This window comes from Rhodococcus sp. NPDC080181 (genome assembly GCF_040702225.1).
Classification (GTDB): Bacteria; Actinomycetota; Actinomycetes; order Mycobacteriales; family Mycobacteriaceae; genus Rhodococcoides; species Rhodococcoides fascians.
The window spans coordinates 218,851-239,289 of sequence record NZ_JBFBKN010000005.1 but is presented as its reverse complement, the minus strand read 5'-3'; the positions used below and the strand labels follow the sequence as shown (position 1 = coordinate 239,289).

Here is a 20,439-nt window from a genome sequence, read left to right as displayed (position 1 = left end):
GGCCATGGCACGCCTCGATTACTCAGCGCTCAATTCGACTCTTCGGTACTTGATGTTCTCGGTCTACAAGGTCACACCCGGGGTTCTGGGCGACGACCGCGCGGCCGCTGCGAAGGAAGCCCGGGCATTCTTCGAGGGCCGTGAGGACAAGGGTGTCGTCGTGCGCGGGGTCTACGACATCGCCGGAATGCGGGCCGATGCCGACTTCATGGTGTGGACGCACGCCGAGCGCATCGAGGACCTGCAGGCGACGTACTCCGACTTCCGGCGCACCACCGCGCTGGGCAAGGCGAGCACGCCGGTATGGAGCAACACTGCTCTGCACCGCCCCGCCGAGTTCAACAAGAGCCACGTGCCTGCGTTCATCGCGGGCGAGGATCCGGGCGCGTACATCTGCGTGTACCCGTTCGTCCGCTCGATCGACTGGTACCTGCTGCCCGACGAGGAACGTCGGACGATGCTCGCCGATCACGGGAAGGCAGCACGCGACTACAAGGACGTGCGCGCCAACACCGTCCCCTCGTTCGCGCTCGGTGACTACGAGTGGATCCTGGCTTTCGAAGCCCCGGAGCTCGACCGCATCGTGGACCTGATGCGCGATCTCCGGGCCACCGAGGCACGCCGACACGTGCGCGAGGAGACGCCGTTCTTCACCGGCCCTCGGGTCGAGGTGGACGCGCTCGTCGAATCACTACCGTGACGGGGACGGACACACCCATCGTCGACGCCGTTCTCTTCGACTTCTCCGGCACACTCTTCCGACTGGAAGAGGAGCCGTCGTGGTTCGACGGTGTGCACGATGCCGACGGCATTCCGGTCGACGGAGCCGGAGCCGCCGAGCTCATGCGACGCATGACCGCTCCGGTCGGCGAGACCGTCGAGTTCGACGACGCCACTCGGCACGCATGGCGTCATCGCGATCTGGATCCGGCCCTGCATCGGCAGGCGTATCTGCACGTTCTGGCGCAGTCCGGCATCACCGCCGAGGCACAGGCCGAATCGGTGTACGGACGAGTCATCGACGCCGACTCCTGGACGCCCTATCCCGACACGGAAGCGGCACTGTCGACATTGGCGGGACGGTCGATTCGCGTCGGGGTGCTGAGCAACATTGCCTTCGACATCCGTCCGGCGTTCACTGCTCGGGGCCTGGACCGGTACGTCGACGAATTCGTGCTCTCGTTCGAGGTCGGGCACGTCAAACCGCAACCGGAGATCTTCCGACATGCGGTGGCCGCTCTCGGCGTCGAGCCCGCGCGGACGCTGATGGTGGGCGACAGTGCCGAGGCCGACGGCGCGGCACAGGAGATCGGGTGCAGTTTCGCACTCGTCGATCCGGTGCCGACGGCCGAGCGTCCCGACGCACTGCTGGCAGCGTTGAGCGCGTTCGGGATTCGATGACCGGAGTGACCGGCGTCCAGCACATGGGCCATTGGGGGATGTTCCGCGCCGACTCGGACGGACGTGACGTCACCGCGATTCATCCTCAGGTGACGGACAGCAATCCTTCCCCGGTGCTGGGCAACCTCGTCGGTTCGGTGACCCATCGATCCCGCGTCACGTCGCCTGCGGTACGCCGGGGCTGGCTCGAGAACGGTCCCGGCCCCACCGACAGGCGCGGTAGCGAGGAGTTCGTCGACGTCTCGTGGGACGAGCTCACCGACCTGTTGTCGCGCGAATTGCGCCGCGTGGTGGACACATTCGGCAACAACGCCATCTACGGCGGGTCGTACGGTTGGGCCAGTGCCGGCCGCTTTCATCATGCGCAGAGTCAGGTACACCGCTTTCTGAACTGCATCGGCGGCTACACGCGATCCGTGCACAGCTATTCGCTCGGTGCGACCGGCGTCATCATGCCGCACGTGCTCGGCGCGCACTGGAAGATGTTCTCGCGCTCCACATCCTGGTCCGTGATCGCCGAACACACCGAACTGCTGGTGGCGTTCGGCGGTGTTCCGGTGAAGAACACCGGCATCAATCACGGTGGTACGTCGGATCATCCGACCGTCGGTTCGCTCGACGCGATGCGCGCCCGCGGCGGGCAGATCGTCACCGTCGGTCCATTGCGCAACGACATGTCGGGCGAGGCGCGGTGGATCGCCCCACGCCCCGGAACCGACGTGGCGATGATGCTGGCTCTGGCATACGTCCTGGCCGACGAAAAGCTGCACGACACGGCGTTTCTGGAGAAATACTGCGAGGGTTACCCCGAGTTCGAGCGCTACCTTCTCGGTGTCTCGGACGGCACTCCCAAGACCCCGCAGTGGGCGTCGGACATCTGCGGCATCGAAGCCACGATCATCGCGGACCTCGCCCGAGAGATGGCGTCGAAACGCACGATGGTCACCGTCACGTGGTCCCTGCAACGTACGCAGCACGGTGAACAGGCTCCGTGGATGGGCATCACGTTGGCAGCGATGTTGGGCGAAATCGGCGTGCCCGGTGGGGGATTCGGACACGGATACGGCTCGATGAACGAGCCCGGCCTCGCTCCTGTGCCCTATCCGTTGCCGACACTGCCGCAGGGAATCAATCCGGTGGCCGATCTGATTCCGGTTGCAGCTGTCTCGGACATGCTGCTCAACCCCGGGTACGAATTCGACTACGACGGCCGACGTTTGGTCTATCCCGACATCAAAGTGGTCTATTGGGCGGGCGGCAACCCGTTTCATCACCACCAGGATCTGGGACGATTGCGCCGGGCACTCGGCAGGCCCGATACCGTCGTCGTCCACGATCCCTACTGGACGCCGATGGCCAAGCACGCAGATGTCGTCGTCCCGTCGACCACATCGCTGGAACGGTCGGATCTGAGCTGCACACGCAACGATCCACTGCTCGTGGCCATGGCGCCGGCTGCCGAGCGATTCGCCGATTCACGCGACGATTACGACACTTTCGCGGAACTCGCTATGAAACTCGGTGTGGGGCAGCAGTTCACCGAGGGGCGCACGTCACAGCAATGGCTCGAGCACATGTACGGGCAGTGGCGCGAGTACTTGCGGGCCGACGGCGTGCAGACCCCGGAATTCGACGACTTCACGCGTGAGGGTTCGTTCCGGATGAAGACCGAGGACGAGTTGACGTTTCTCGAGGATTTTCGCCAGGACCCGATCGGCAACGCGCTGCGGACACCGAGCGGCAAGATCGAGATCTTCTCGGCGACGGTCGCGGGGTTCGATTACGACGACTGCCGAGGGCATCCGATGTGGTTCGAGCCGCAGGAGTGGCTCGGTGGGCCACGCGCCGAGCAGTTTCCTCTGCACTTGATCGCCAACCAGCCGCGCACCAGGCTGCACAGTCAGCTCGATCACGGTGCGGTGAGCCGGAATTCGAAGGTTCAGGGCCGCGAGCCGATTCGAATGCATCCGTCTGCGGCGGGGGCCAGGGGAGTGTCGGACGGCGATGTGGTGCGAGTGTTCAACGACCGCGGTTCGTGCCTGGCCGGGGTGGTCGTCGACGACGGGATGCTGGAATCGGTGGTGCAGTTGTCGACCGGTGCCTGGTACGACCCGCTGGACCGAGCAGACCCAGGGTCGATGTGCGTGCACGGCAGCGTGAACGTTCTCACCGCCGACGTCGGGTCGTCGTCGCTCTCGCGGGGGTGCACCGGGCAACACGTGCTGGTGGAGATCGAACGCTACGACGCGCCGCTGCCGCCGATCACTGCGTTCGATCCACCGGTGACACGATCGGTCAGAACACCACCCGAGAGATGATCTCGGCGACGAGCGCAGGCTTGTCCTCGCCTTCGATCTCCAACGTTCCCGTCGTCACGATCTGCAGCGCTCCGCCCGACGCGTCCTCGACAGAGGTGAGGGTGGTCCGCAACCGGACATGGGATCCGACCTTGACCGGGTTGATGAAGCGAACTTTGTTGGAGCCGTAGTTGATTCCGAGTTTGGTGTTCTCGATGGTGTAGATCTGCCAGTTCAGCATCGACACGAGCGACAGGCTCAGGAATCCGTGGGCGATCGGCGCGCCGAACGGGCTCTCTTTCTTCGCTCGTTCGACGTCGACGTGGATCCACTGGTGGTCGCCGGTGGCGTCGGCGAAGGTGTTCACCCGTTCCTGGGTGATCTGGAGCCAGTCGCTGGTTCCCAGTTCTTCGCCGACGGCCGCCTTGATCTGCTCTGGTGAGGTGAAAGTGCGCATGCTCACAGTATGCACCGTCGTAATAGGGCGCTCGAAAGCGATCGTGTGGGAGCGAGCGATGACCGGCTCGAGTGTCGGCCTGTCGAATTCAAGCTGTGTGGGGCGGAGCCAACGGAAAAGCTCCGATCAGATTGTCTTGAATCTCTTTCAGATTCGGGACCGGCCGATATTCGTATTGTAGCTGCGCCATTCGATCGTGATCTCGCGCAAGGTCCGACGAATGCTGGACAGCTTCTCGGTCGAAAGCAGAGTAATAATCGGCGAATTTGTATCCGTTGCCGCCTATGTCTTGCGGCAGCTTTATCCATGCGTTGGGGATGCCGTACGAGTCTGCGACGATCAACCCGTGCAGACTCGTGGACATCACGAAGTCACATGCAGTGATGTCGGCGATGACCTTGGCCGGCTTTCTGGACGGGTCGATCAACGTGACGCTTTCGTCTCGCGCAAGCGAGCGCACTACGGGATCCTTCTTGTGCACCCAGTGGTAGACGAGGCCGATCCGGCCGGGTACCCGTGGGGAGCGTGCATAGACTTTGTTCGCCAGCAGCCCGGGGTCCCCGACCGCGACTTCGCGCTCGGACTTGATGCGTCCCAGCGACAGCTGTCCGCGAACCGCGTAGAAGTCGAAATCGGGGTAGCTGAAGTCTCGTTCGTGGGCGGCGTCACTGAGCATGAAACCCGAGCCCCAGACCTTGAGACCCTTCCGGGCCTGCATGAGCTGGACCATTTCCAGGGTGGAACCTGCCCCGATCATGTCGCAGCTCTTCGCGCGACGCCAGGAACACTTCTTCCCGAACAATGTTCCGACCAGTCCCGGCGTCAATTCGTCACCGAAATTGGGTGTGACGCCGGTGATTTTCACCTGGCGCCACCAGAAGGTCTTGATCGACGTGGCCACAACCCCAAAGCTACCCTAACGATCAGGTCAAGCAGAGGTAATCTCCGGAGTTCGCGGCTCGGTTTCGACGCATCCTCAGCGCAGGTTCGCCGAGTGCGCGGCGATCCCCGGGATGTCCGGACCGATCAGGATGCAGGCTTGAGCACCAGAGAAATTGAGTTGATGCAGTACCGCTGGTCGGTCGGGGTGGGGTAGCCCTCGCCCTCGAAGACGTGGCCGAGGTGGCTGTGGCAGTTGCGGCAAACGACCTCGACGCGGCGCATGCCGAGAGTGGTGTCCTCTTCCAGGATGACGGCGTCGCTGTCGGACGGGTCGAAGAAAGACGGCCATCCGCAATGCGATTCGAACTTCTCGGTGCTGCGGAACAGTTCGGCTCCGCAGGCGCGGCACTCGTAGATGCCTTCGGTGGTGGTGTCGGTGTATTCGCCGACGCCCGGGCGCTCGGTACCGGCCTGACGCAGAACCGCGTACTCCTCGGGTGTCAGCTTCTCCCGCCACTGCGCGTCGGTGAGCTGGACGGCCGGAGCGGCATTGTTGTCTGTTGCTGAACTCATGCTGACACGCTAATACGATTTGCCGGGTTATGCCGTTTTCGCTGGTGACGCAGTCGGTAGCAGGTAGTTGGGCTCGATTCCCTCGTCGAGCCGTCCCTCTGTTCTCGCGGCGAACCAGCGTCCGACGAGCACTCCGAAGATCACGACGATCAGCAGCGCCCAACCGAAGGTGGTGCGGAGATAGTCGAGGGCCCGTCCGGTTTCGATCCACCGTCCGGACAACCAACGATCGGCGTTCATGAACCCGTAGATCGCGAGCCAGGCCGGCCAGTTCCGGAGTAGCGAGTTCCTGAGCACGACCGTCATGAGCAACGGGAACAGCATCATCGAGTAGTACATCTGGCCCAGTGAGCCCAGCAGCCAGTGCGCGGTGAGGATCAGGCCGGAGGTGGTGGCGAAGAAGAACAGTCGATCTTCTCGGCAGTACCGGTAGAGCAACCACAGCGAGACCAACACCATGATGCCCAGGACGGCGCGGATGCCGAGGGTCAGGAACTCGGGCACTCCGTAGTAACGGCCGTTGCCGACGACAGCGCTGTTGAAGTAGTCACGCGTCTGCAGCAGGTACGGCAGCGTCCGATCGATGAAATTTTTGGGATCGACGGACAACGGCCAGGCAATGGCCATCATCACCACCGGGATGGCGATCGAGGTGATGAACACCTTCCACTGTCTCGTCATCAGGGGGAGCAGCAGCAGTGGTGCGAGCATCGGCTTGATCGCCAGGGTCAAGCCCATCGCGACACCGGCGGACAAATCCTTGCGCTGCAACAGGAATCCGAGAAACGCCACTTCGCCGAGGAGTACGAAACCGTTGAAGTTGGTGAACACCAGTGTGTTCGTCACCGTCTCGCTGACGAAGGCAGCCAGGAGCAGGGCGGGTGCAGCCACCGAGTCCAACCGGAAGCCGAAGATGCGCAGCAGGATGTACAGCGCGACGAGGATGGCCACGGTGCTGGCAAGGATGAACAGCCAGCGAGAGCGCTCCGGGTCGATGATGGCGATGGGGGAGAGCAGCATCGTCGCGCTCGGCTGGTACAGGTAATGAGGATCGACCGAATCGAAGTTCGCGGTGTACACCGGCTGCCGGTTGAGGAACGCGAGAGCTGCGTTGTACACCGGGTTGAAGTCGTTGGTGACATCGCCGTTGACCGCCCTGATCACCACCCGATGCACGACGGTCATGATGGCGATCGGCCAGAGCGCGTACTTGATTACTTCGGCGGTGGTCCGCCCGGTACGCGGCTCCAGAAAGCTAAGTGACACCCGCGAACGGTACCCGAGACGGTCGGTGCGCCCGTTCAGGACACCCCGCGGGGCCCGTGTCTTTCGCGACCCTCCGAGGAGTCGAGTCAGGCCGGACAGACGGTGCCGTCGGTCGGAAGCGTCGTGTCTCGGGCGTAGGTGACAGCAGCACTCTGCAGGCACTGCGACCCGCCGATGCTCGGATGCCCGCTGCCCTGCCAGGCGGCCGACGCGACGGCGGCACCGGTCGCACCGATCAGGCCGGTGACCGAGGACAGGCCGCCGTTGCCGACGATCGGGTCGCCGGCGTTGGACAGAACCAGGACCGGAACGTCCAGCGAGGTGGGCAGTGGGACGGAGGGAGCTGTCGGCCAGGACGAGCACAGCAATGCCGTCAAGGCAGCATCGGTTCCGTAGATCGGGTAGCGGTCGGTCCACCCCGGCGCCAGGTCGCGGACGCCCTGCGGAGATGGCCACTGCTGCCCGTCCGTGCAGCGGGCGACGAACTGGCCGTCGGTGCTGTACGCCGCCCGGCCTCGTTCGGCGAGCGCTGCGAGCGCTGTCGTGTCGGAGGCGGCGGCAGCGGAGAGCGTCGAGGACAGATCTCTCGCCCGCGTCGACGCGTCTCCCGCGGTCGAAGCCAGGGCAAAGGTGATCGCGTCGAGAATTTCGTGTGTGGACAGCGGTGCGAACTCGCCGCCGGCGGCGCGCTTGATCAACTGTGCCACTGCGGCCGTCGGGTCACTTCCGAGCGAGCAGTTCAGCGCGACGCAACGCTGTGCGAAGGCAGCGAACGCCGCTTCCTTGCCCTGAGTTCGCTGCTCGGCGAGCGTTGCCTGGTCGGCGTTGACGCCCGTCGGCGAATCGAGGATCAGGCGCGCGACGTTGTCGGGAAACTTCGCGGCGTAGGCCATGGCGGTGAGAGAACCGTTTCCCGCTCCGATCAGGCCGATCCGGTCCACGCCCCACAACTGTCGAAGCCGATCGAGATCGTCCGCGGCGTACCCGGTGCCGAAGGCGAGCTCCTGCGGCTGCAGGGTGTCGGTGCATTCGATGGTGGCGTCTCGTCCGGCGTCGACCGCGCGGTCGACGGAGTCCGAGTCGGATCTGGAGAACTGTCCCAGGGCATCGACGGCAGCCTTGGTAGGCGCCTGGGGGGTGTCGTCGATGCAGTCCACGGCCGTCGAGCGTCCGATGCCGCGGCGATCCACGGCAACGATCGGATGTGCCTCGAGCAGCGTGGCGAGTGGGCCGGCGGCCATCGTGGCCAAGGTTGCGATGGACGAACGATCCGAACCGGACGTGAACACCAGGGGCCCGGCATCGACGGGTGTCCGGTCGAGCGTGGCCCGAAGCGCCCCGACGGCGAAGGTGCCGAACATCTGACCGCTGGCGTCGACATCGGCCTCGTACTCACCGCATTCGAGCGTCAGGCCCGGCGTGGTGGCGGTGAGCCCGAACATTCCGAGGGTGGCCGAGGTGCACTCGGACCAATCGAGGTCGGTGGTCGGAACAGCGAGTGCAGCCGGTTCGGGCGGGGTTTCGGGCGACGACTCGGCGGGCTGACCGGGCGAGCGCTGCTCCACCGCCACTTCGGGACGGATCGACGGGCCGCCTCCACAGGCCGCGCAGACCGTGGCGACGAGGAGTACTGCGGCGAGCAACGAACGTTTCTGCGTCACGGTGCGAGGCTATCTACTTTTGCTTCGCTGCCGCGCCCGCGTCTCTCGTCACGGCCGCACCCAGCGGGTCAACAGCGTGCCGTCGGTGTCGCCGAGCACGAGTGCGCGCTGCATGGACGTATCGGCGGCGTGTGCGGCATGGGCGATGCGGCCGGCAGGCCCACTGATCACCTTCGGTGAGATCGTCAGGCACACGTCGTCCGCCGCCCCGTCGGACACCAGCTGACCGAACAGTCCTGGTCCGCCCTCGCACAGCACTCGACCGAACCCGAGCTGGGACAGAGACTCGACAATGTCGGTGGTCGACACCGATTCGCCGGACACCTCGAGCACCGTCGCCCCGGCCGTCCGGAGTTCGCCTACCGCAGAGCGGTCCGCCGCGGCGGACGTGAGCACCACCGGCATCACCGCTGTGTCCGTCAGTAGGCGAGACCGCGCATCGATGGAGCCGGAGGCGGTGACGACCACGATGGTCGGCACCGATTCCTGACCGTTCGCCTGCCGGCGAGAGATGACATCGGGAGACAGGGCGACCCCGCCGTAGTTCTCTCCGCGCACGGTGCCGGCACCGACGAGCACCGCATCGCACAGCTCACGCAGGATGCCGAACAACCGGGTGTCTGCCGGGGTGCCCAATCCGGCCGAGGCACCGTCGGAGGTGACGGACCCGTCGATACTGGAGACGAAATTGGTACGGATCCACGGTCGGCCCACATCGGTCGGGTAGGCATACAGCGATCGCAGACCGTCGTCGTCCACTTCCGTTCCGATGGCGGGGAGCGCTGCGGCGGCCTGCTCCGATGTGAAGTAGGTCCCAATATCGAGAAGCTGCATGAGTCACATGAGACCACGTCGTTACGCTCGATCAATGCCCGCACGCCTTGTCGACCGAAATCCCGTGGTCCCCTCCGATCAGCTGATCGCGCAGATGGTTCCGCCGGCGATGTTCGACGACGTCAGCTTCTCCTCGTACATTCCCGATCCCAAGGAGCCGACGCAGGCCGCTGCAGTCGCGAAAGCCGAGGAATTCGCGAACAAGGTGCAGAAGATTCGCGGCAAGGGCAAGCGCGGACTGTTCGGTAAGAAGACCCCGGCCACCGGTGCGGGGCTCTACCTCGACGGCGGCTTCGGCGTCGGTAAGACCCACTTGCTGGCCTCGATCTATCACAGCGTCCCCGAACCGAAGGCGTTCGGCACGTTCGTGGAGTTGACGCACGTCGTCGGTGCATTGGGCTTCAACAAGGCTCTCGAAGAGCTCTCGAACCACAGTGTTCTGTGCATCGACGAGTTCGAGCTCGACGATCCGGGCGACACGATGTTGGTCTCGCGACTGCTGTCGGAGCTCTCGCAGCGCGGCGTGTCCATCGTGGCGACATCGAACACCCTGCCCGGCCAGCTCGGCGAAGGCCGCTTCGCAGCCGAGGACTTCCTGCGGGAGATCAAGAAGCTCGGTTCGATCTTCGAGTCCGTCCGCGTCGACGGTCCCGATTACCGGCACCGCGATCTGCCGCCGGCCCCGGAGCCGACGTCGGAGGGCGAGCTCATCGAGCGTGCCGACGGTATCGAGGGCGCGACCTTGGACGACTTCGACGACCTGCTGGCGCACCTGAGCACGCTGCACCCGTCGCGCTACGGCAAATTGTTGGACGGTATTCCCGCGGTGTTCCTGAAGAACGTGCACCCGGCTTCCGATCAGGCAATTGCGTTGCGACTGGTCGTCCTCGCCGACCGCCTGTACGACGCGGGTATTCCGGTGACGGCCTCGGGTGGAAAGCTCGACGAGATCTTCACCGAGGAGATGCTCGCGGGTGGTTACCGGAAGAAGTACCTCCGTGCGACGTCCCGTCTGCTCGCACTGTCTCGTTTCGCTGCCGTCGGCTGACCTGCCTCGGTCGAGGCAGGCTCAGAGCTGCACCTGCATGACGTAGTCGTCGTGCGTCCGGTCGCCGACGACGAACGTCTTGGTGCCGGCTGTCTCGAATCCGTGCTTGGCGTAGAACTTCTGGGCGCGGACGTTCTGTTGGTTGACGCCCAGCCACGCCCCTCGGCAGCCATGCCGACGAGCACTGTCCAGCGCCAACGTCATCAGGCGCGCTGCGACTCCGCCGCCGTGTTCGGTGGGTCGGACGTACAGCTTGCTGATCTCTACCGTCGGCTCGTGGGACAGCACCGAGCGGATGCCGGAGTCGGTGGGAGTGCCGAACACCAGCATCGCGTATCCGAGTACCTGTGCCTCGGCCGACTCGTCGAGCAGTACGGTCCTGTTCGGGTCGACGATGTACGCCTCGAAGTGCTTGCCCGACAACACGTTCGAGACGAAAGTCTCGATATCATCGGGTTGCGTTCCCGGTGGGCAGGCCAAGGGGAAGGTCAGTGCGGCCAGCTCGGCGACTCGGTGCGCATCCGCCGGGCCCGCCTCACGAACGCTCACAGCTGATCGACGGCATTCTTCGCGTCCCGCAACGACAGTCCTGTTCGATCGCGCAGCAGCTTGATCGCCGCAATCGCTTTGCCTTCCGATTTGAGTGCCGTCAATCGGGGGAGGAGGTCGTCCCATCGCACGGGACCCGAACTCGCTGCATCGAGAATGGTCGACGGGGGAGGAAACGGTGCTCCGCGTTGCATCGTCTCGATTGCGTTCTTGGCATCGAGCAATCCGGCACCGGTTCGATCACGGAAGACCTTGATGGCCTGAATCTTCTTGTCCGCGGCCAACAATTGGTGAATGTCTGCCCGCGCACCGTCGTCCAGTCCTACCAGCTTCAGGCTCTGGGACGTGGCGCGCGATCTGTCCGGCTTTCGACGCGCGAGGAACCAGGCCGCGAGCACCGCGGTATCGACGAGGACCAGCGCAACGATGAACCATCCCCAGGTCGGCATAACGTCAGTACACCACTTCAGCGTGACGGGTCGAAGAGCGGGACGACGCCCGGCCGATCGGCGGGCGGCGATTCGAACAGTGAGACAGCAGCATCGAGAGTCCGCTGCGCTGCGTCGTACTTCGCCGGTGCGAGATCGTGGCCCGCGCCGTCGATGTCGATCAGCAGTGTGGGAGCGGGAACCAGAGCGAACGCCGCCCCGAGTTCCTCGGTGGTAGCGAACGGATCCCTGGTGCCGTGCAGCACAACAGTGGGGGTACGTAGGTCGGGCAGATGGTGGGTCCGAAGCTTGTCGGGCTTGCCCGGTGGGTGCAGGGGATAGGACGTCAGCACCAGACCGTCCACGAGACCCGGCTGCTCCGACGCGATCATCGATCCCTGCCTGCCGCCGTACGAATGCCCGCCGAACACGACGAACCCGTCGGTTTCGGCACGCAGTCGATCGACGGCCGCGGCGATCCCCATCCGGTCCTCCTCGGAACGGGAGGGATGCGGAGGACCCTTGGCCTTGCGGACTCGGAACGGAAGGTCGAACCGCAACACCGTGAAGCCGGCCGCCGCCCACACCGACGCAATGTTCTGTAGGAGCACCGACCCGCAGTTGCCGCCCGCACCGTGAGTGAGAGCGAGCCCTCCGCGCGACGGGATCGGCGGCGTGTGAAGAAACGCGACGCCCCCGCCGAGTTCGATGTCGGCGGGGGCGTCGGGAACGTCGTGTTCAGCCATCGGTCGAGGACGTTACCTTTTCGTCGCTGCCGGCGTGATCGGTGTCCGTGCTGTCTGTTTCGGAGCTGTCGGATGCATCCCGATCGTCGGCATCCACCATCTCACCGTTGTCGTCGACCATGTCGGCAAAGGCCGTACCCGCGACGGTGCCGTTGGTTCCGGGGAGCGCCACAGTGGGCCGAGCGCCGGGTCGGTATCGGTCGTCGAGTCCCTCGACCGATTTCTTCGCTTCTTCGAGTGTGGCGTCGTCGACCTGAGGCTCTTCGGTGTCGGTCGCGTCACCGGGGCCGGCCGTGTCGGTGGGTGTTTCGTCCGTGGGTGCACTGCGAGCATCGTCCGACACGTGAGTGTCCTTCCATCGAAGTGTGTGCGTCGTCTCCACTGTGCACTTCTATGGCGTGAATCACCACCGAGACTGGGTAAGACACAAAAAAGGACCCCCTCGAAAGGGGGTCCTTTGTTCTCACTGTGGTGCGCGATACTGGGATTGAACCAGTGACCTCTTCCGTGTCAGGGAAGCGCTCTCCCGCTGAGCTAATCGCGCATGTCCTCGCATCGGCCTTCGCAACCGATGCACTAGCGAGGTGGAGACGGGAATCGAACCCGTGTGCACGGCTTTGCAGGCCGTTGCCTCACCACTCGGCCACTCCACCATGGGTCGAGACCCTCGAGCGGATGACGGGATTCGAACCCGCGACCCTCACCTTGGCAAGGTGATGCGCTACCACTGCGCCACATCCGCATACCCCGGAGGCAATCACTGCTGGGCAGTTGCTGTCTCCGTGGTGCGGGGAAAACATTAACCCAACGGGAGTGAAACTCACAAATCTCGTGGTCAGCCCCAGAATTCGGGTCTCTGGCGGCTGTGAACCGTGTGAAAGATGGGGTCGGACCGGGTCCGGGGGAGCGAGCTCTGCGCTCGACACGGGCGTCGAATGCGACATGGACGAGCCGGAGCAGGCGATTCGATCCACTGCGACACCTCGTGTTAATGTTTTGCCTCGTTCGGTCCCGTGGCTCAGTGGAAGAGCGTCCGCTTCACACGCGGAAGGTCGCTGGTTCGATCCCAGCCGGGACCACAGACGAAGAAAGCCCGCACCGCTTGTCGGTGCGGGCTTTTTCGTGTTCCGTCCCGGTAATCTGACCCGGTGAGCACCGACGGATCCACGTCCCGCGAGGCGGACGGCAAGACCAGCACAGCGGACTCGAGTGGTCCGGCAGAACAGCTGGCGAAGAAGCATCGACGGTTTCGGTCTCGCATCGCCGAGAACAAGTCGCTCGATCTCGCCTACCGGATCACTGTCGGTGTCGTCGGAGCTCTGGTGTTGGCGTTGGGTGTGCTGGCCATTCCGTACCCCGGCCCCGGCTGGCTGATCGTGTTCGCAGGACTGGGCATCCTGGCCTCGGAGTTCGAGTGGGCCAAGGGCGCGCTGCGCTTCGTCCGCAAGAGGTACGACGCGTTCATGGCCTGGTTCTCGAAGCAGTCGATCGTCGTCAAGGGGCTCGGCGTGTTGTTCACGACGGTCGTCGTGCTCGCAACACTGTGGCTTCTGGGCACTTTCGCGCTGGTCGGAGGTTGGTTCGGCCTCGACTGGACCTGGCTCGAGAGTCCCTTGTGACGCACGCGCCGCGCTGAGGGTCGCGCGGTGGCCCGTTGCCGATAGGCTGTCGGAGGCCTTCCTGGCCAGATGAACCGATCGAGGAGTACATCGCTGTGAGCATGCCCGTTGTCGCCGCCGTCTCGCCCGCCCGCATCTCGGTGCAGGCAGGAACGACCGCAGGTACGGCGCTACGCGACACCGGCCTGCCGAACAAGGGTCCCGACGCGATCGTCGTCGTGCGAGATCCGGAGGGCAAGCTCCGTGACCTGTCGTGGGCTCCAGACTCCGATACCGAGGTCGAGCCGGTCCCGGCGAACACCGAGGACGGGCGAAGCGTCATCAGGCACTCGGCTGCGCACGTTCTCGCTCAGGCCGTCCAGGAACTCTTCCCCGATGCCAAGCTGGGCATCGGCCCGTTCATCAAGGACGGCTTCTACTACGACTTCGACGTGAAGCAGCCGTTCACCCCCGAGGATCTGACTGCACTCGAGAAGAAGATGAAGCAGATCGTCAAGGCCGGGCAGCGGTTCTCGCGTCGGGTGTACGAATCGGTCGATCAGGCCCGGGAAGAGTTGGCGAACGAGCCCTACAAACTCGAACTGATCGACGACAAGTCCGGGATCGACGATCCCGAGGTCATGGAAGTCGGCGGGGGAGAGCTCACCGCGTACGACAACCTCAATCCTCGTACCGGTGAACGCATCTGGGGCGATCTGTGCCGCGGCCCGCACATCCCCACCACCAAGTACGTGCCGGCGTTCAAGCTCACCCGCAGCTCGGCTGCGTACTGGCGCGGCAATCAGGACAACGCCGATCTGCAACGCATCTACGGCACCGCGTGGGAGTCCACCGAGGCGCTCGATGCGCATCTCGAGTTGCTCGCCGAAGCCGAACGTCGTGATCACCGCAAGCTCGGTTCCGAGTTGGACCTGTTCAGCTTTCCCGACGAACTGGGTTCCGGTCTTCCGGTGTTCCACCCCAAGGGCGGCGTGATCCGCAACGAACTCGAGAACTACTCACGTCAGCGCCACATCGAAGAGGGCTACGAGTTCGTCAACACCCCGCACATCACCAAGGGCCATCTGTACGAGGTGTCCGGTCACCTCGATTGGTACCGGGACGGCATGTTCCCGGCGATGCACCTGGATGCCGAACTCGACGAGAACGGCGACGTGCGCAAGCCCGGCCAGGATTACTACCTCAAGCCGATGAACTGCCCGATGCACAATCTGATCTTCCGCTCCCGCGGCCGCTCGTACCGTGAACTGCCGCTGCGCTTGTTCGAGTTCGGCTCGGTTTATCGCTACGAGAAGTCCGGCGTCATCCACGGTCTGACCCGAGTGCGCGGCATGACCCAGGACGACGCGCACATCTTCTGCACTCGCGAACAGATGCGCGGCGAGCTCACCAGCACCCTCGAATTCGTTCTCGGGCTGCTCAAGGACTACGGACTCGACGACTTCTACCTCGAACTGTCGACTCGTAATCCGGAGAAGTCCGTCGGCAGCGACGAGGTCTGGGAAGAGGCCACCAACACCCTCGCCGAGGTGGCCGCGGCGTCGGGTCTCGATCTGGTGCCCGACCCGGGCGGTGCCGCGTTCTACGGTCCGAAGATCTCGGTGCAGGCGAAGGATGCGCTCGGCCGCACCTGGCAGATGTCGACCATTCAGCTCGACTTCAACCTGCCCGAGCGTTTCGAGCTCGAGTACACCGGTTCCGGCGGTACCAAGGAGCGCCCGGTGATGATTCACCGTGCCCTGTTCGGATCCATCGAGCGGTTCTTCGGTGTGCTGACCGAGCACTACGCCGGTGCTTTCCCGGCCTGGCTGGCGCCCGTACAGGTCGTCGGAATTCCGGTGGCCGAGGTGCATCAGGACCACCTCTTCGCGGTGGTGAAGGAGTTGAAGAAGCGCGGAGTCAGGGCCGAGGTCGATGCGAGCGACGACCGGATGCAGAAGAAGATCTTCAATCAGACAGCGCAGAAGGTCCCGTTCATGCTGCTGGCCGGCGAGCGCGACGTCGAAGCAGGTGCCGTCAGCTTCCGATTCCGGGACGGCACTCAGGTCAACGGGGTTCCGGTGGCGGAGGCCGTGACCGTGATCACCGAGTGGATCGCCGCACGCAACAACGCATCACCGACCGCCGAACTCGTGCAGACCAGTACCGCCGGAGTGAGCTGACATGGAAGAACACGACGAGTCGATCGTCGCCACCGGTGCCGGTGAACCGGATCGGCTGCAGCGATTGTGGACCCCGCATCGGATGTCGTACATCGCCGAGGCCCCACAGGGTTCGGCGCAGGGTTCGGCGAAGTCGACCGAGCCGTTCTCCGACATCCCGAAGATGACGGACGAGGACGGACTGGTCGTCGCGCGCGGCGAATCGGTGTATGCCGTGCTCAATCTGTACCCGTACAATCCCGGCCACACGATGATCGTGCCGTACCGACGCGTCGCGGCGCTCGAGGATCTCACCCCCGCCGAGAGTTCGGAGCTGATGGCGTTCACGCAGAAGATGATTCGCGTGATCAAGCGAGTGTCGAGCCCGCACGGTTTCAATGTCGGCCTCAACCTCGGGGCGGCTGCAGGCGGTTCGCTGGCCGAGCACCTGCACCAGCACATCGTGCCGCGGTGGGGTGGTGACGCCAACTTCATCACGGTAATCGGCGGCGCCAAGGTGATGCCGCAACTGCTCCGCGACACTCGGGCCCTGCTTGCCTCGGCCTGGAACGAATGAATCACCGGCACGGGGAGCGTGCGGCGTGCTGAGCATCTTCGGCCGTGCGCCGGTCTCGAAGTTGACGGCCCCGTTGGGCCGCGCGCTCAACAGCACCGGCCTGACTCCGGACTCGGTGACCGTCATCGGCACGGTCGTCACCGTGACCGCTGCGGTGACGATGTTCCCTGCCGGCTACCTGTGGTGGGGCTCGATCGTCATCACCCTGTTCGTTCTGTTCGACATGCTCGACGGCGCGATGGCTCGCGCACGCGGAGGCGGCACCAAGTACGGTGCCGTTCTCGACGCGACGTGCGACCGCGTTGCGGACGGTGCGATCTTCGGCGGCTTGGCCTGGTGGGCCGTGTATTCCGAGAACGACAAGCTACTGCTCGTTGCCACTCTCGTCTGCCTGGTCACCTCGCAGGTCATCTCGTACGCCAAAGCGCGCGCCGAGGCCAGCGGCCTGTCCGCGGACGGTGGTTGGATCGAACGACCCGACCGCCTCGTCATCGTTCTGGTCGGGGCCGGGCTCACCGGTGTCGGAAGACATTTCGACATACCGTGGCTGGACAGTCTCATCTATCCCGCAATGTGGATTCTTGCCGCGCTGAGCATCGTGACCGTGTTCCAACGAGTGCTCGCCGTCCGCGGATCCGAGGGTGCCCGCGACATTATCGTGCCGCCGGCTCCATCGGTCTCCGACGACGGCGGTGTGGAGCCGACATGAATCTGTCGGAACGCGCGTCCGACGCCGGGTACGCCGCGGGGTGGCGTCTCGTCCGGTCGTTACCCGAGGGTGTCGCCCGTCGGTTGTTCGACCGCGGTGCCGACTTCGCCTCGTCCCGTAACGGCGGCCCGGATCAGCTGCGCCGCAATCTCGCTCGGGTGCTGGGGACCACGGCGGAGCAGGTCCCGGATGACCTGATCCGAGAGAGTGTTCGCTCCTACGCCCGGTACTGGCGTGAGGCATTCCGGCTGCCGTCGATGGACCTGGCCGCTCAGGCGGCCGTCATCGATCGATGCGTGTACGGCAAGGAACATCTCGAAGCGGCGCTCGGTGCCGGCAAGGGAGTGGTGCTCGCACTACCGCACAGCGGCAACTGGGACATGGCCGGAATGTGGTTGGTACGGACGCACGGTGGCCTCTCGACCGTGGCCGAGAGGTTGAAGCCGGAGTCGCTGTACCAACGCTTCGTGGCGTATCGCGAGAGCCTGGGATTCGAGATCTTTCCGCTCAGCGGCGGCGAGCAACCGCCCCTGCTCGCGTTGTCCGACAGACTGCGCCAGAACAAGGTGGTCTGCCTGCTCGGCGAACGAGACCTGGCCAAGCACGGAGTACCGGTGACCTTCTTCGGGGAACCGACACGAATGCCGGCAGGTGCGGCCAAGCTCGCCATCGACACCGGTGCCACGCTGCTCCCGGTACACGGCTACTTCGACGGCGACGGTTGGGGATTCGACATCTCGCCCGCGGTGGACGTCTCGCAGGGAGTAGCCGCTGCGACTCAGACGGTTGCGGATCATTTCGCCGCCGGAATCCGCGCTCATCCCGCCGATTGGCACATGCTGCAGCCGCTGTGGATGAGCGACTGGTCGGCAGAGCGCCGGGCCCGAATCGAGGGCACATGAGAATCGGCATGGTGTGCCCGTACTCGTTCGACGTGCCGGGCGGAGTGCAGGCCCACGTCCAGCAGTTGGCCGAGGTCTTCATCGAGCGCGGTCACCGGGTCAGCGTTCTGGCTCCCGCCTCGGACGGCGTCGAGCTCCCCGAATTCGTGGTGTCGGCCGGAGAAGCCTTGGCCATTCCGTACAACGGGTCGGTCGCCCGGCTGCGATTCGGCCCGGTGACGTACTCACGGATCCGAAAGTGGATCTCGGAGAACGACTTCGACGTGCTGCACATTCACGAGCCCAATGCGCCGAGTCTGTCGATGCTCGCACTCAAGGCCGCGGACGGCCCGATCGTGGCCACGTTCCACACATCCACCACCAAGTCTCTCGTGCTCAGCACGTTCCAGGGCGTGCTGCGGCCCTATCACGAGAAGATCAGCGGTCGGATCGCCGTGTCCGAGTTGGCGCGGCGATGGCAGGTCGAGGCGCTCGGGTCCGATGCGGTCGAAATTCCGAACGGAGTCGACGTGCCGGCGTTCGCCGACGCAGACGTGCTCGACGGCTATCCGCGTCCGGGCCGGACAGTGCTGTTCCTGGGCCGCTTCGACGAACCGCGCAAGGGAATGGCCGTGCTGCTGGGCGCGCTACCGGCCCTCGTCGAATCTCACCCCGACATCGAAATTCTCATCGTCGGCAGGGGCGACGAGGACAAGCTTCGCAAGGAAGCAGGCGCGCTGGCCTCGCATCTGACCTTCCTCGGCCAGGTGGACGACGCCACGAAGGCTTCCGCGATGCGTAGCGCCGACGTGTATTGCGCCCCCAACCTCGGCGGCGAAAGCTTCGGCATCGTTCTGGTGGAGGCGATGGCAGCCGGAACCCCCGTGGTGGCAAGCGAACTGGACGCGTTCCGTCGGGTCCTACGCGACGGCGCATGTGGCCTGCTGGTTCCGATCGACGATTCTGCGGCACTCGCGGCAGCGGTCACCTCCATTCTGTCCGACGACGCCGTCCGCGAGCGTCTCGTCGACGCCGCCTCGGCGGCCGTGTCCACGTACGACTGGCCTGTCGTCGCCGAACAGATCCTGCGCGTGTACGAGACGGTCACCCTCGGCGGACAGAAAGTGCGAGCCGCGAGCTGATGACACTGTCTGCCGTCACCATCCTGGTCCTCGGACTGATCGCGGTTCTGATCCTCGTCGTCGGGCTGTGGGCCTACGGAACCGCCAACCGACTCGATCGGCTCCACGTTCGCACAGACCTCGCCTGGCAGGCCCTCGATGCTGCACTCGCGCGCCGAGCCGTCGTCGCGCGAGCCGTGTCGGCCGCCACCCGGGGCTCGGTGTCGTCGAGCAAAGAGCTTGCTGCACTGGCAGATCGAGCCGAACGCGCCGACCGGTCGCAGCGGGAGGAAGCGGAGAACGCGGTGTCCATGGCACTCGCCGTTGTCGAACCGGCCGCACTGCCACCGCAGCTGGTCGCCGAACTCGCCGACGCCGAAGCACGCGTATTGATCGCACGACGCTTCCACAACGACGCCGTCCGAGACACCCTCGCTCTACGGGTACGCCGTCCGGTCCGGTGGCTGCATCTCGGCGGCACCGCCGCCCTGCCGTCGTACTTCGAGATCGCGGAGCGCTCGGCCGCGGCAACGTTCGGTAGTGAGACTCGGGCGACGCCGCGTACCTCTGCGCGGGTGGTGTTGCTCGACGAGCGTGGCCGTGTCCTGCTCCTGCGTGGACACGACCCCACGGTGCCCGAGACGTTCTTCTGGTTCACCATCGGAGGTGCGGTCGAAAAGGGGGAGTCCCTTCGCGAGGCAGCGGTACGCGAAGTGCACGAGGAGACCGGCCTGACCGTCGACGCGTCCGACCTGCGCGGACCGCTGTGGCGTCGAGTTGCGACCTTCCCGTTCAACGGAACGTTGATCCGGTCCGAGGAACTGTTCTTCGCGCATCGGACGCAGGAGTTCGAGCCCGAGAGTGCCGGGTTCACGGACTTCGAGCGACGAACCGTCACCGGGCATCGCTGGTGTACCGAGGCAGACATCCGGGCGCTGAGTGCGGTCGGCGAAAACGTGTATCCACAGGATCTGGCCGAACTTCTCGACGAGGTCAACGTAGCGCTCGCGCGACGCGGCGACCCGGACGTCAGGGCCATCCGCTGACAATCTGGACCTTTCCGACCAGTCCAGCAATCGTCAAGTGGTTATGGGAAACGACGCGGTAGCGGCCTACAGTTCTGGGCGCGTCGCCGCGCCGGCCCGCCCCTTCGCGGGCAGGGCAGCGGCTCTGCGCGAAGATCCGGACTGCCGAGAACACAGGAGTTGGCTTGAGTACCCCACACGCCCCCAATTCGCCCGCTGCTTCC

The 20,439-nt window shown here is 64.9% G+C and carries 21 protein-coding genes and 4 tRNA genes; 12 read left to right on the top strand and 13 right to left on the bottom strand.

Features of this window, described 5'->3' with window-relative positions; genetic code table 11:
* The first annotated feature begins 4 nt into the window (after positions 1–4).
* The 3 genes from hemQ to AB0O58_RS08515 are packed head-to-tail and all read left to right on the top strand — an operon-like array spanning position 5 to position 3,719.
* Positions 5–700, top strand: coding sequence for a hydrogen peroxide-dependent heme synthase (hemQ, locus tag AB0O58_RS08525; RefSeq protein ID WP_027496920.1), 696 nt, complete (start codon positions 5–7; stop codon positions 698–700).
* Entirely contained in the window at positions 697–1,401 is a 705-nt protein-coding gene (locus tag AB0O58_RS08520; protein WP_230595117.1) for an HAD family hydrolase, read from the top strand. Before hemQ ends, AB0O58_RS08520 begins: the two co-directional genes overlap by 4 nt.
* Positions 1,398–3,719, top strand: coding sequence for a molybdopterin-dependent oxidoreductase (locus tag AB0O58_RS08515; RefSeq protein ID WP_366238104.1), 2,322 nt, complete (start codon positions 1,398–1,400; stop codon positions 3,717–3,719). The genes AB0O58_RS08520 and AB0O58_RS08515 overlap by 4 nt, the downstream gene beginning before the upstream one ends.
* On the opposite strand, the gene AB0O58_RS08510 is transcribed toward AB0O58_RS08515, so the two are convergent.
* The 6 genes from AB0O58_RS08510 to AB0O58_RS08485 form a co-directional block, all read right to left on the bottom strand.
* Entirely contained in the window at positions 3,697–4,155 is a 459-nt protein-coding gene (locus tag AB0O58_RS08510) for a MaoC family dehydratase (RefSeq protein WP_366238103.1), read from the bottom strand. The two genes, AB0O58_RS08515 and AB0O58_RS08510, sit on opposite strands and share 23 nt — an antisense overlap.
* Positions 4,156–4,243: 88 nt before the next feature.
* Positions 4,244–5,056, bottom strand: coding sequence for a polysaccharide pyruvyl transferase family protein (locus AB0O58_RS08505; RefSeq protein WP_366238102.1), 813 nt, complete (start codon positions 5,054–5,056; stop codon positions 4,244–4,246).
* 125 nt (positions 5,057–5,181) lie between these two features.
* The gene (gene msrB, locus AB0O58_RS08500; RefSeq protein WP_366238101.1) at positions 5,182–5,610 is read right to left on the bottom strand and encodes a peptide-methionine (R)-S-oxide reductase MsrB; all 429 of its coding nucleotides are present in this window, start codon (positions 5,608–5,610) and stop codon (positions 5,182–5,184) included.
* Between the two features lie 27 nt (positions 5,611–5,637).
* Positions 5,638–6,876 carry a glycosyltransferase family 87 protein gene (locus tag AB0O58_RS08495; protein ID WP_027496926.1) on the bottom strand — a complete coding sequence of 413 codons (1,239 nt, stop codon included), beginning with the start codon at positions 6,874–6,876 and terminating at the stop codon, positions 5,638–5,640.
* Between the two features lie 86 nt (positions 6,877–6,962).
* Positions 6,963–8,537: an alpha/beta fold hydrolase gene (locus AB0O58_RS08490; RefSeq protein WP_045841772.1), complete on the bottom strand. Its 1,575-nt coding sequence runs from the start codon at positions 8,535–8,537 to the stop codon at positions 6,963–6,965.
* 48 nt (positions 8,538–8,585) lie between these two features.
* Positions 8,586–9,371, bottom strand: coding sequence for a pyrimidine reductase family protein (locus AB0O58_RS08485; protein ID WP_032370461.1), 786 nt, complete (start codon positions 9,369–9,371; stop codon positions 8,586–8,588).
* A gap of 34 nt (positions 9,372–9,405) precedes the next feature.
* Between AB0O58_RS08485 and zapE the strand changes: the two genes are divergently transcribed.
* A complete protein-coding gene (gene zapE / locus AB0O58_RS08480; RefSeq protein WP_027496929.1) occupies positions 9,406–10,419 on the top strand; it encodes a cell division protein ZapE in 1,014 nt (337 codons plus the stop codon).
* Positions 10,420–10,440: 21 nt separating this feature from the next.
* Here zapE and AB0O58_RS08475 read toward each other — a convergent pair whose 3' ends face one another.
* The 7 genes from AB0O58_RS08475 to AB0O58_RS08445 all read right to left on the bottom strand — a co-directional run bounded on the left by AB0O58_RS08475 (position 10,441) and on the right by AB0O58_RS08445 (position 12,884).
* On the bottom strand, positions 10,441–10,968 hold the full coding sequence (locus AB0O58_RS08475) for a GNAT family N-acetyltransferase (protein ID WP_032400794.1): 528 nt from the start codon (positions 10,966–10,968) through the stop codon (positions 10,441–10,443).
* Positions 10,965–11,417, bottom strand: a complete 453-nt coding sequence (locus AB0O58_RS08470) for a hypothetical protein (RefSeq protein ID WP_032372510.1) — start codon at positions 11,415–11,417, stop codon at positions 10,965–10,967. Before AB0O58_RS08470 ends, AB0O58_RS08475 begins: the two co-directional genes overlap by 4 nt.
* A 17-nt stretch (positions 11,418–11,434) precedes the next feature.
* A complete protein-coding gene (locus AB0O58_RS08465; RefSeq protein ID WP_032372509.1) occupies positions 11,435–12,142 on the bottom strand; it encodes an alpha/beta family hydrolase in 708 nt (235 codons plus the stop codon).
* Complete coding sequence (locus AB0O58_RS08460; protein WP_080736533.1) at positions 12,135–12,485, bottom strand: hypothetical protein; 351 nt, start codon at positions 12,483–12,485, stop codon at positions 12,135–12,137. Before AB0O58_RS08460 ends, AB0O58_RS08465 begins: the two co-directional genes overlap by 8 nt.
* 126 nt (positions 12,486–12,611) lie before the next feature.
* Positions 12,612–12,686 (bottom strand) — tRNA-Val (locus tag AB0O58_RS08455).
* Positions 12,687–12,724: 38 nt separating this feature from the next.
* Positions 12,725–12,795: transfer RNA gene (locus AB0O58_RS08450), tRNA-Cys, on the bottom strand.
* Between the two features lie 17 nt (positions 12,796–12,812).
* A tRNA-Gly gene (locus AB0O58_RS08445) sits at positions 12,813–12,884 on the bottom strand.
* 265 nt (positions 12,885–13,149) lie between these two features.
* On the opposite strand from AB0O58_RS08445, the gene AB0O58_RS08440 reads away from it, so the two are divergent.
* The 8 genes from AB0O58_RS08440 (at position 13,150) to AB0O58_RS08405 (ending at position 20,236) form a co-directional block, all read left to right on the top strand.
* A tRNA-Val gene (locus AB0O58_RS08440) sits at positions 13,150–13,221 on the top strand.
* A 147-nt stretch (positions 13,222–13,368) separates the two neighbouring features.
* A complete protein-coding gene (locus AB0O58_RS08435) occupies positions 13,369–13,761 on the top strand; it encodes a TIGR02611 family protein (RefSeq protein ID WP_094621941.1) in 393 nt (130 codons plus the stop codon).
* Between the two features lie 101 nt (positions 13,762–13,862).
* Entirely contained in the window at positions 13,863–15,923 is a 2,061-nt protein-coding gene (gene thrS / locus AB0O58_RS08430; RefSeq protein WP_032388436.1) for a threonine--tRNA ligase, read from the top strand.
* A gap of 1 nt (position 15,924) precedes the next feature.
* Positions 15,925–16,479, top strand: a complete 555-nt coding sequence (locus AB0O58_RS08425; RefSeq protein WP_032400793.1) for an HIT domain-containing protein — start codon at positions 15,925–15,927, stop codon at positions 16,477–16,479.
* 25 nt (positions 16,480–16,504) lie between these two features.
* Positions 16,505–17,188 carry a phosphatidylinositol phosphate synthase gene (gene pgsA / locus AB0O58_RS08420; RefSeq protein ID WP_032400792.1) on the top strand — a complete coding sequence of 228 codons (684 nt, stop codon included), beginning with the start codon at positions 16,505–16,507 and terminating at the stop codon, positions 17,186–17,188.
* Positions 17,185–18,090 carry a phosphatidylinositol mannoside acyltransferase gene (locus AB0O58_RS08415; RefSeq protein ID WP_032372505.1) on the top strand — a complete coding sequence of 302 codons (906 nt, stop codon included), beginning with the start codon at positions 17,185–17,187 and terminating at the stop codon, positions 18,088–18,090. The genes pgsA and AB0O58_RS08415 overlap by 4 nt, the downstream gene beginning before the upstream one ends.
* Positions 18,087–19,211: a glycosyltransferase family 4 protein gene (locus AB0O58_RS08410; RefSeq protein WP_027496938.1), complete on the top strand. Its 1,125-nt coding sequence runs from the start codon at positions 18,087–18,089 to the stop codon at positions 19,209–19,211. The genes AB0O58_RS08415 and AB0O58_RS08410 overlap by 4 nt, the downstream gene beginning before the upstream one ends.
* Positions 19,211–20,236: an NUDIX domain-containing protein gene (locus AB0O58_RS08405; protein WP_032365079.1), complete on the top strand. Its 1,026-nt coding sequence runs from the start codon at positions 19,211–19,213 to the stop codon at positions 20,234–20,236. The genes AB0O58_RS08410 and AB0O58_RS08405 overlap by 1 nt, the downstream gene beginning before the upstream one ends.
* The last annotated feature ends 203 nt before the right edge of the window (positions 20,237–20,439 follow it).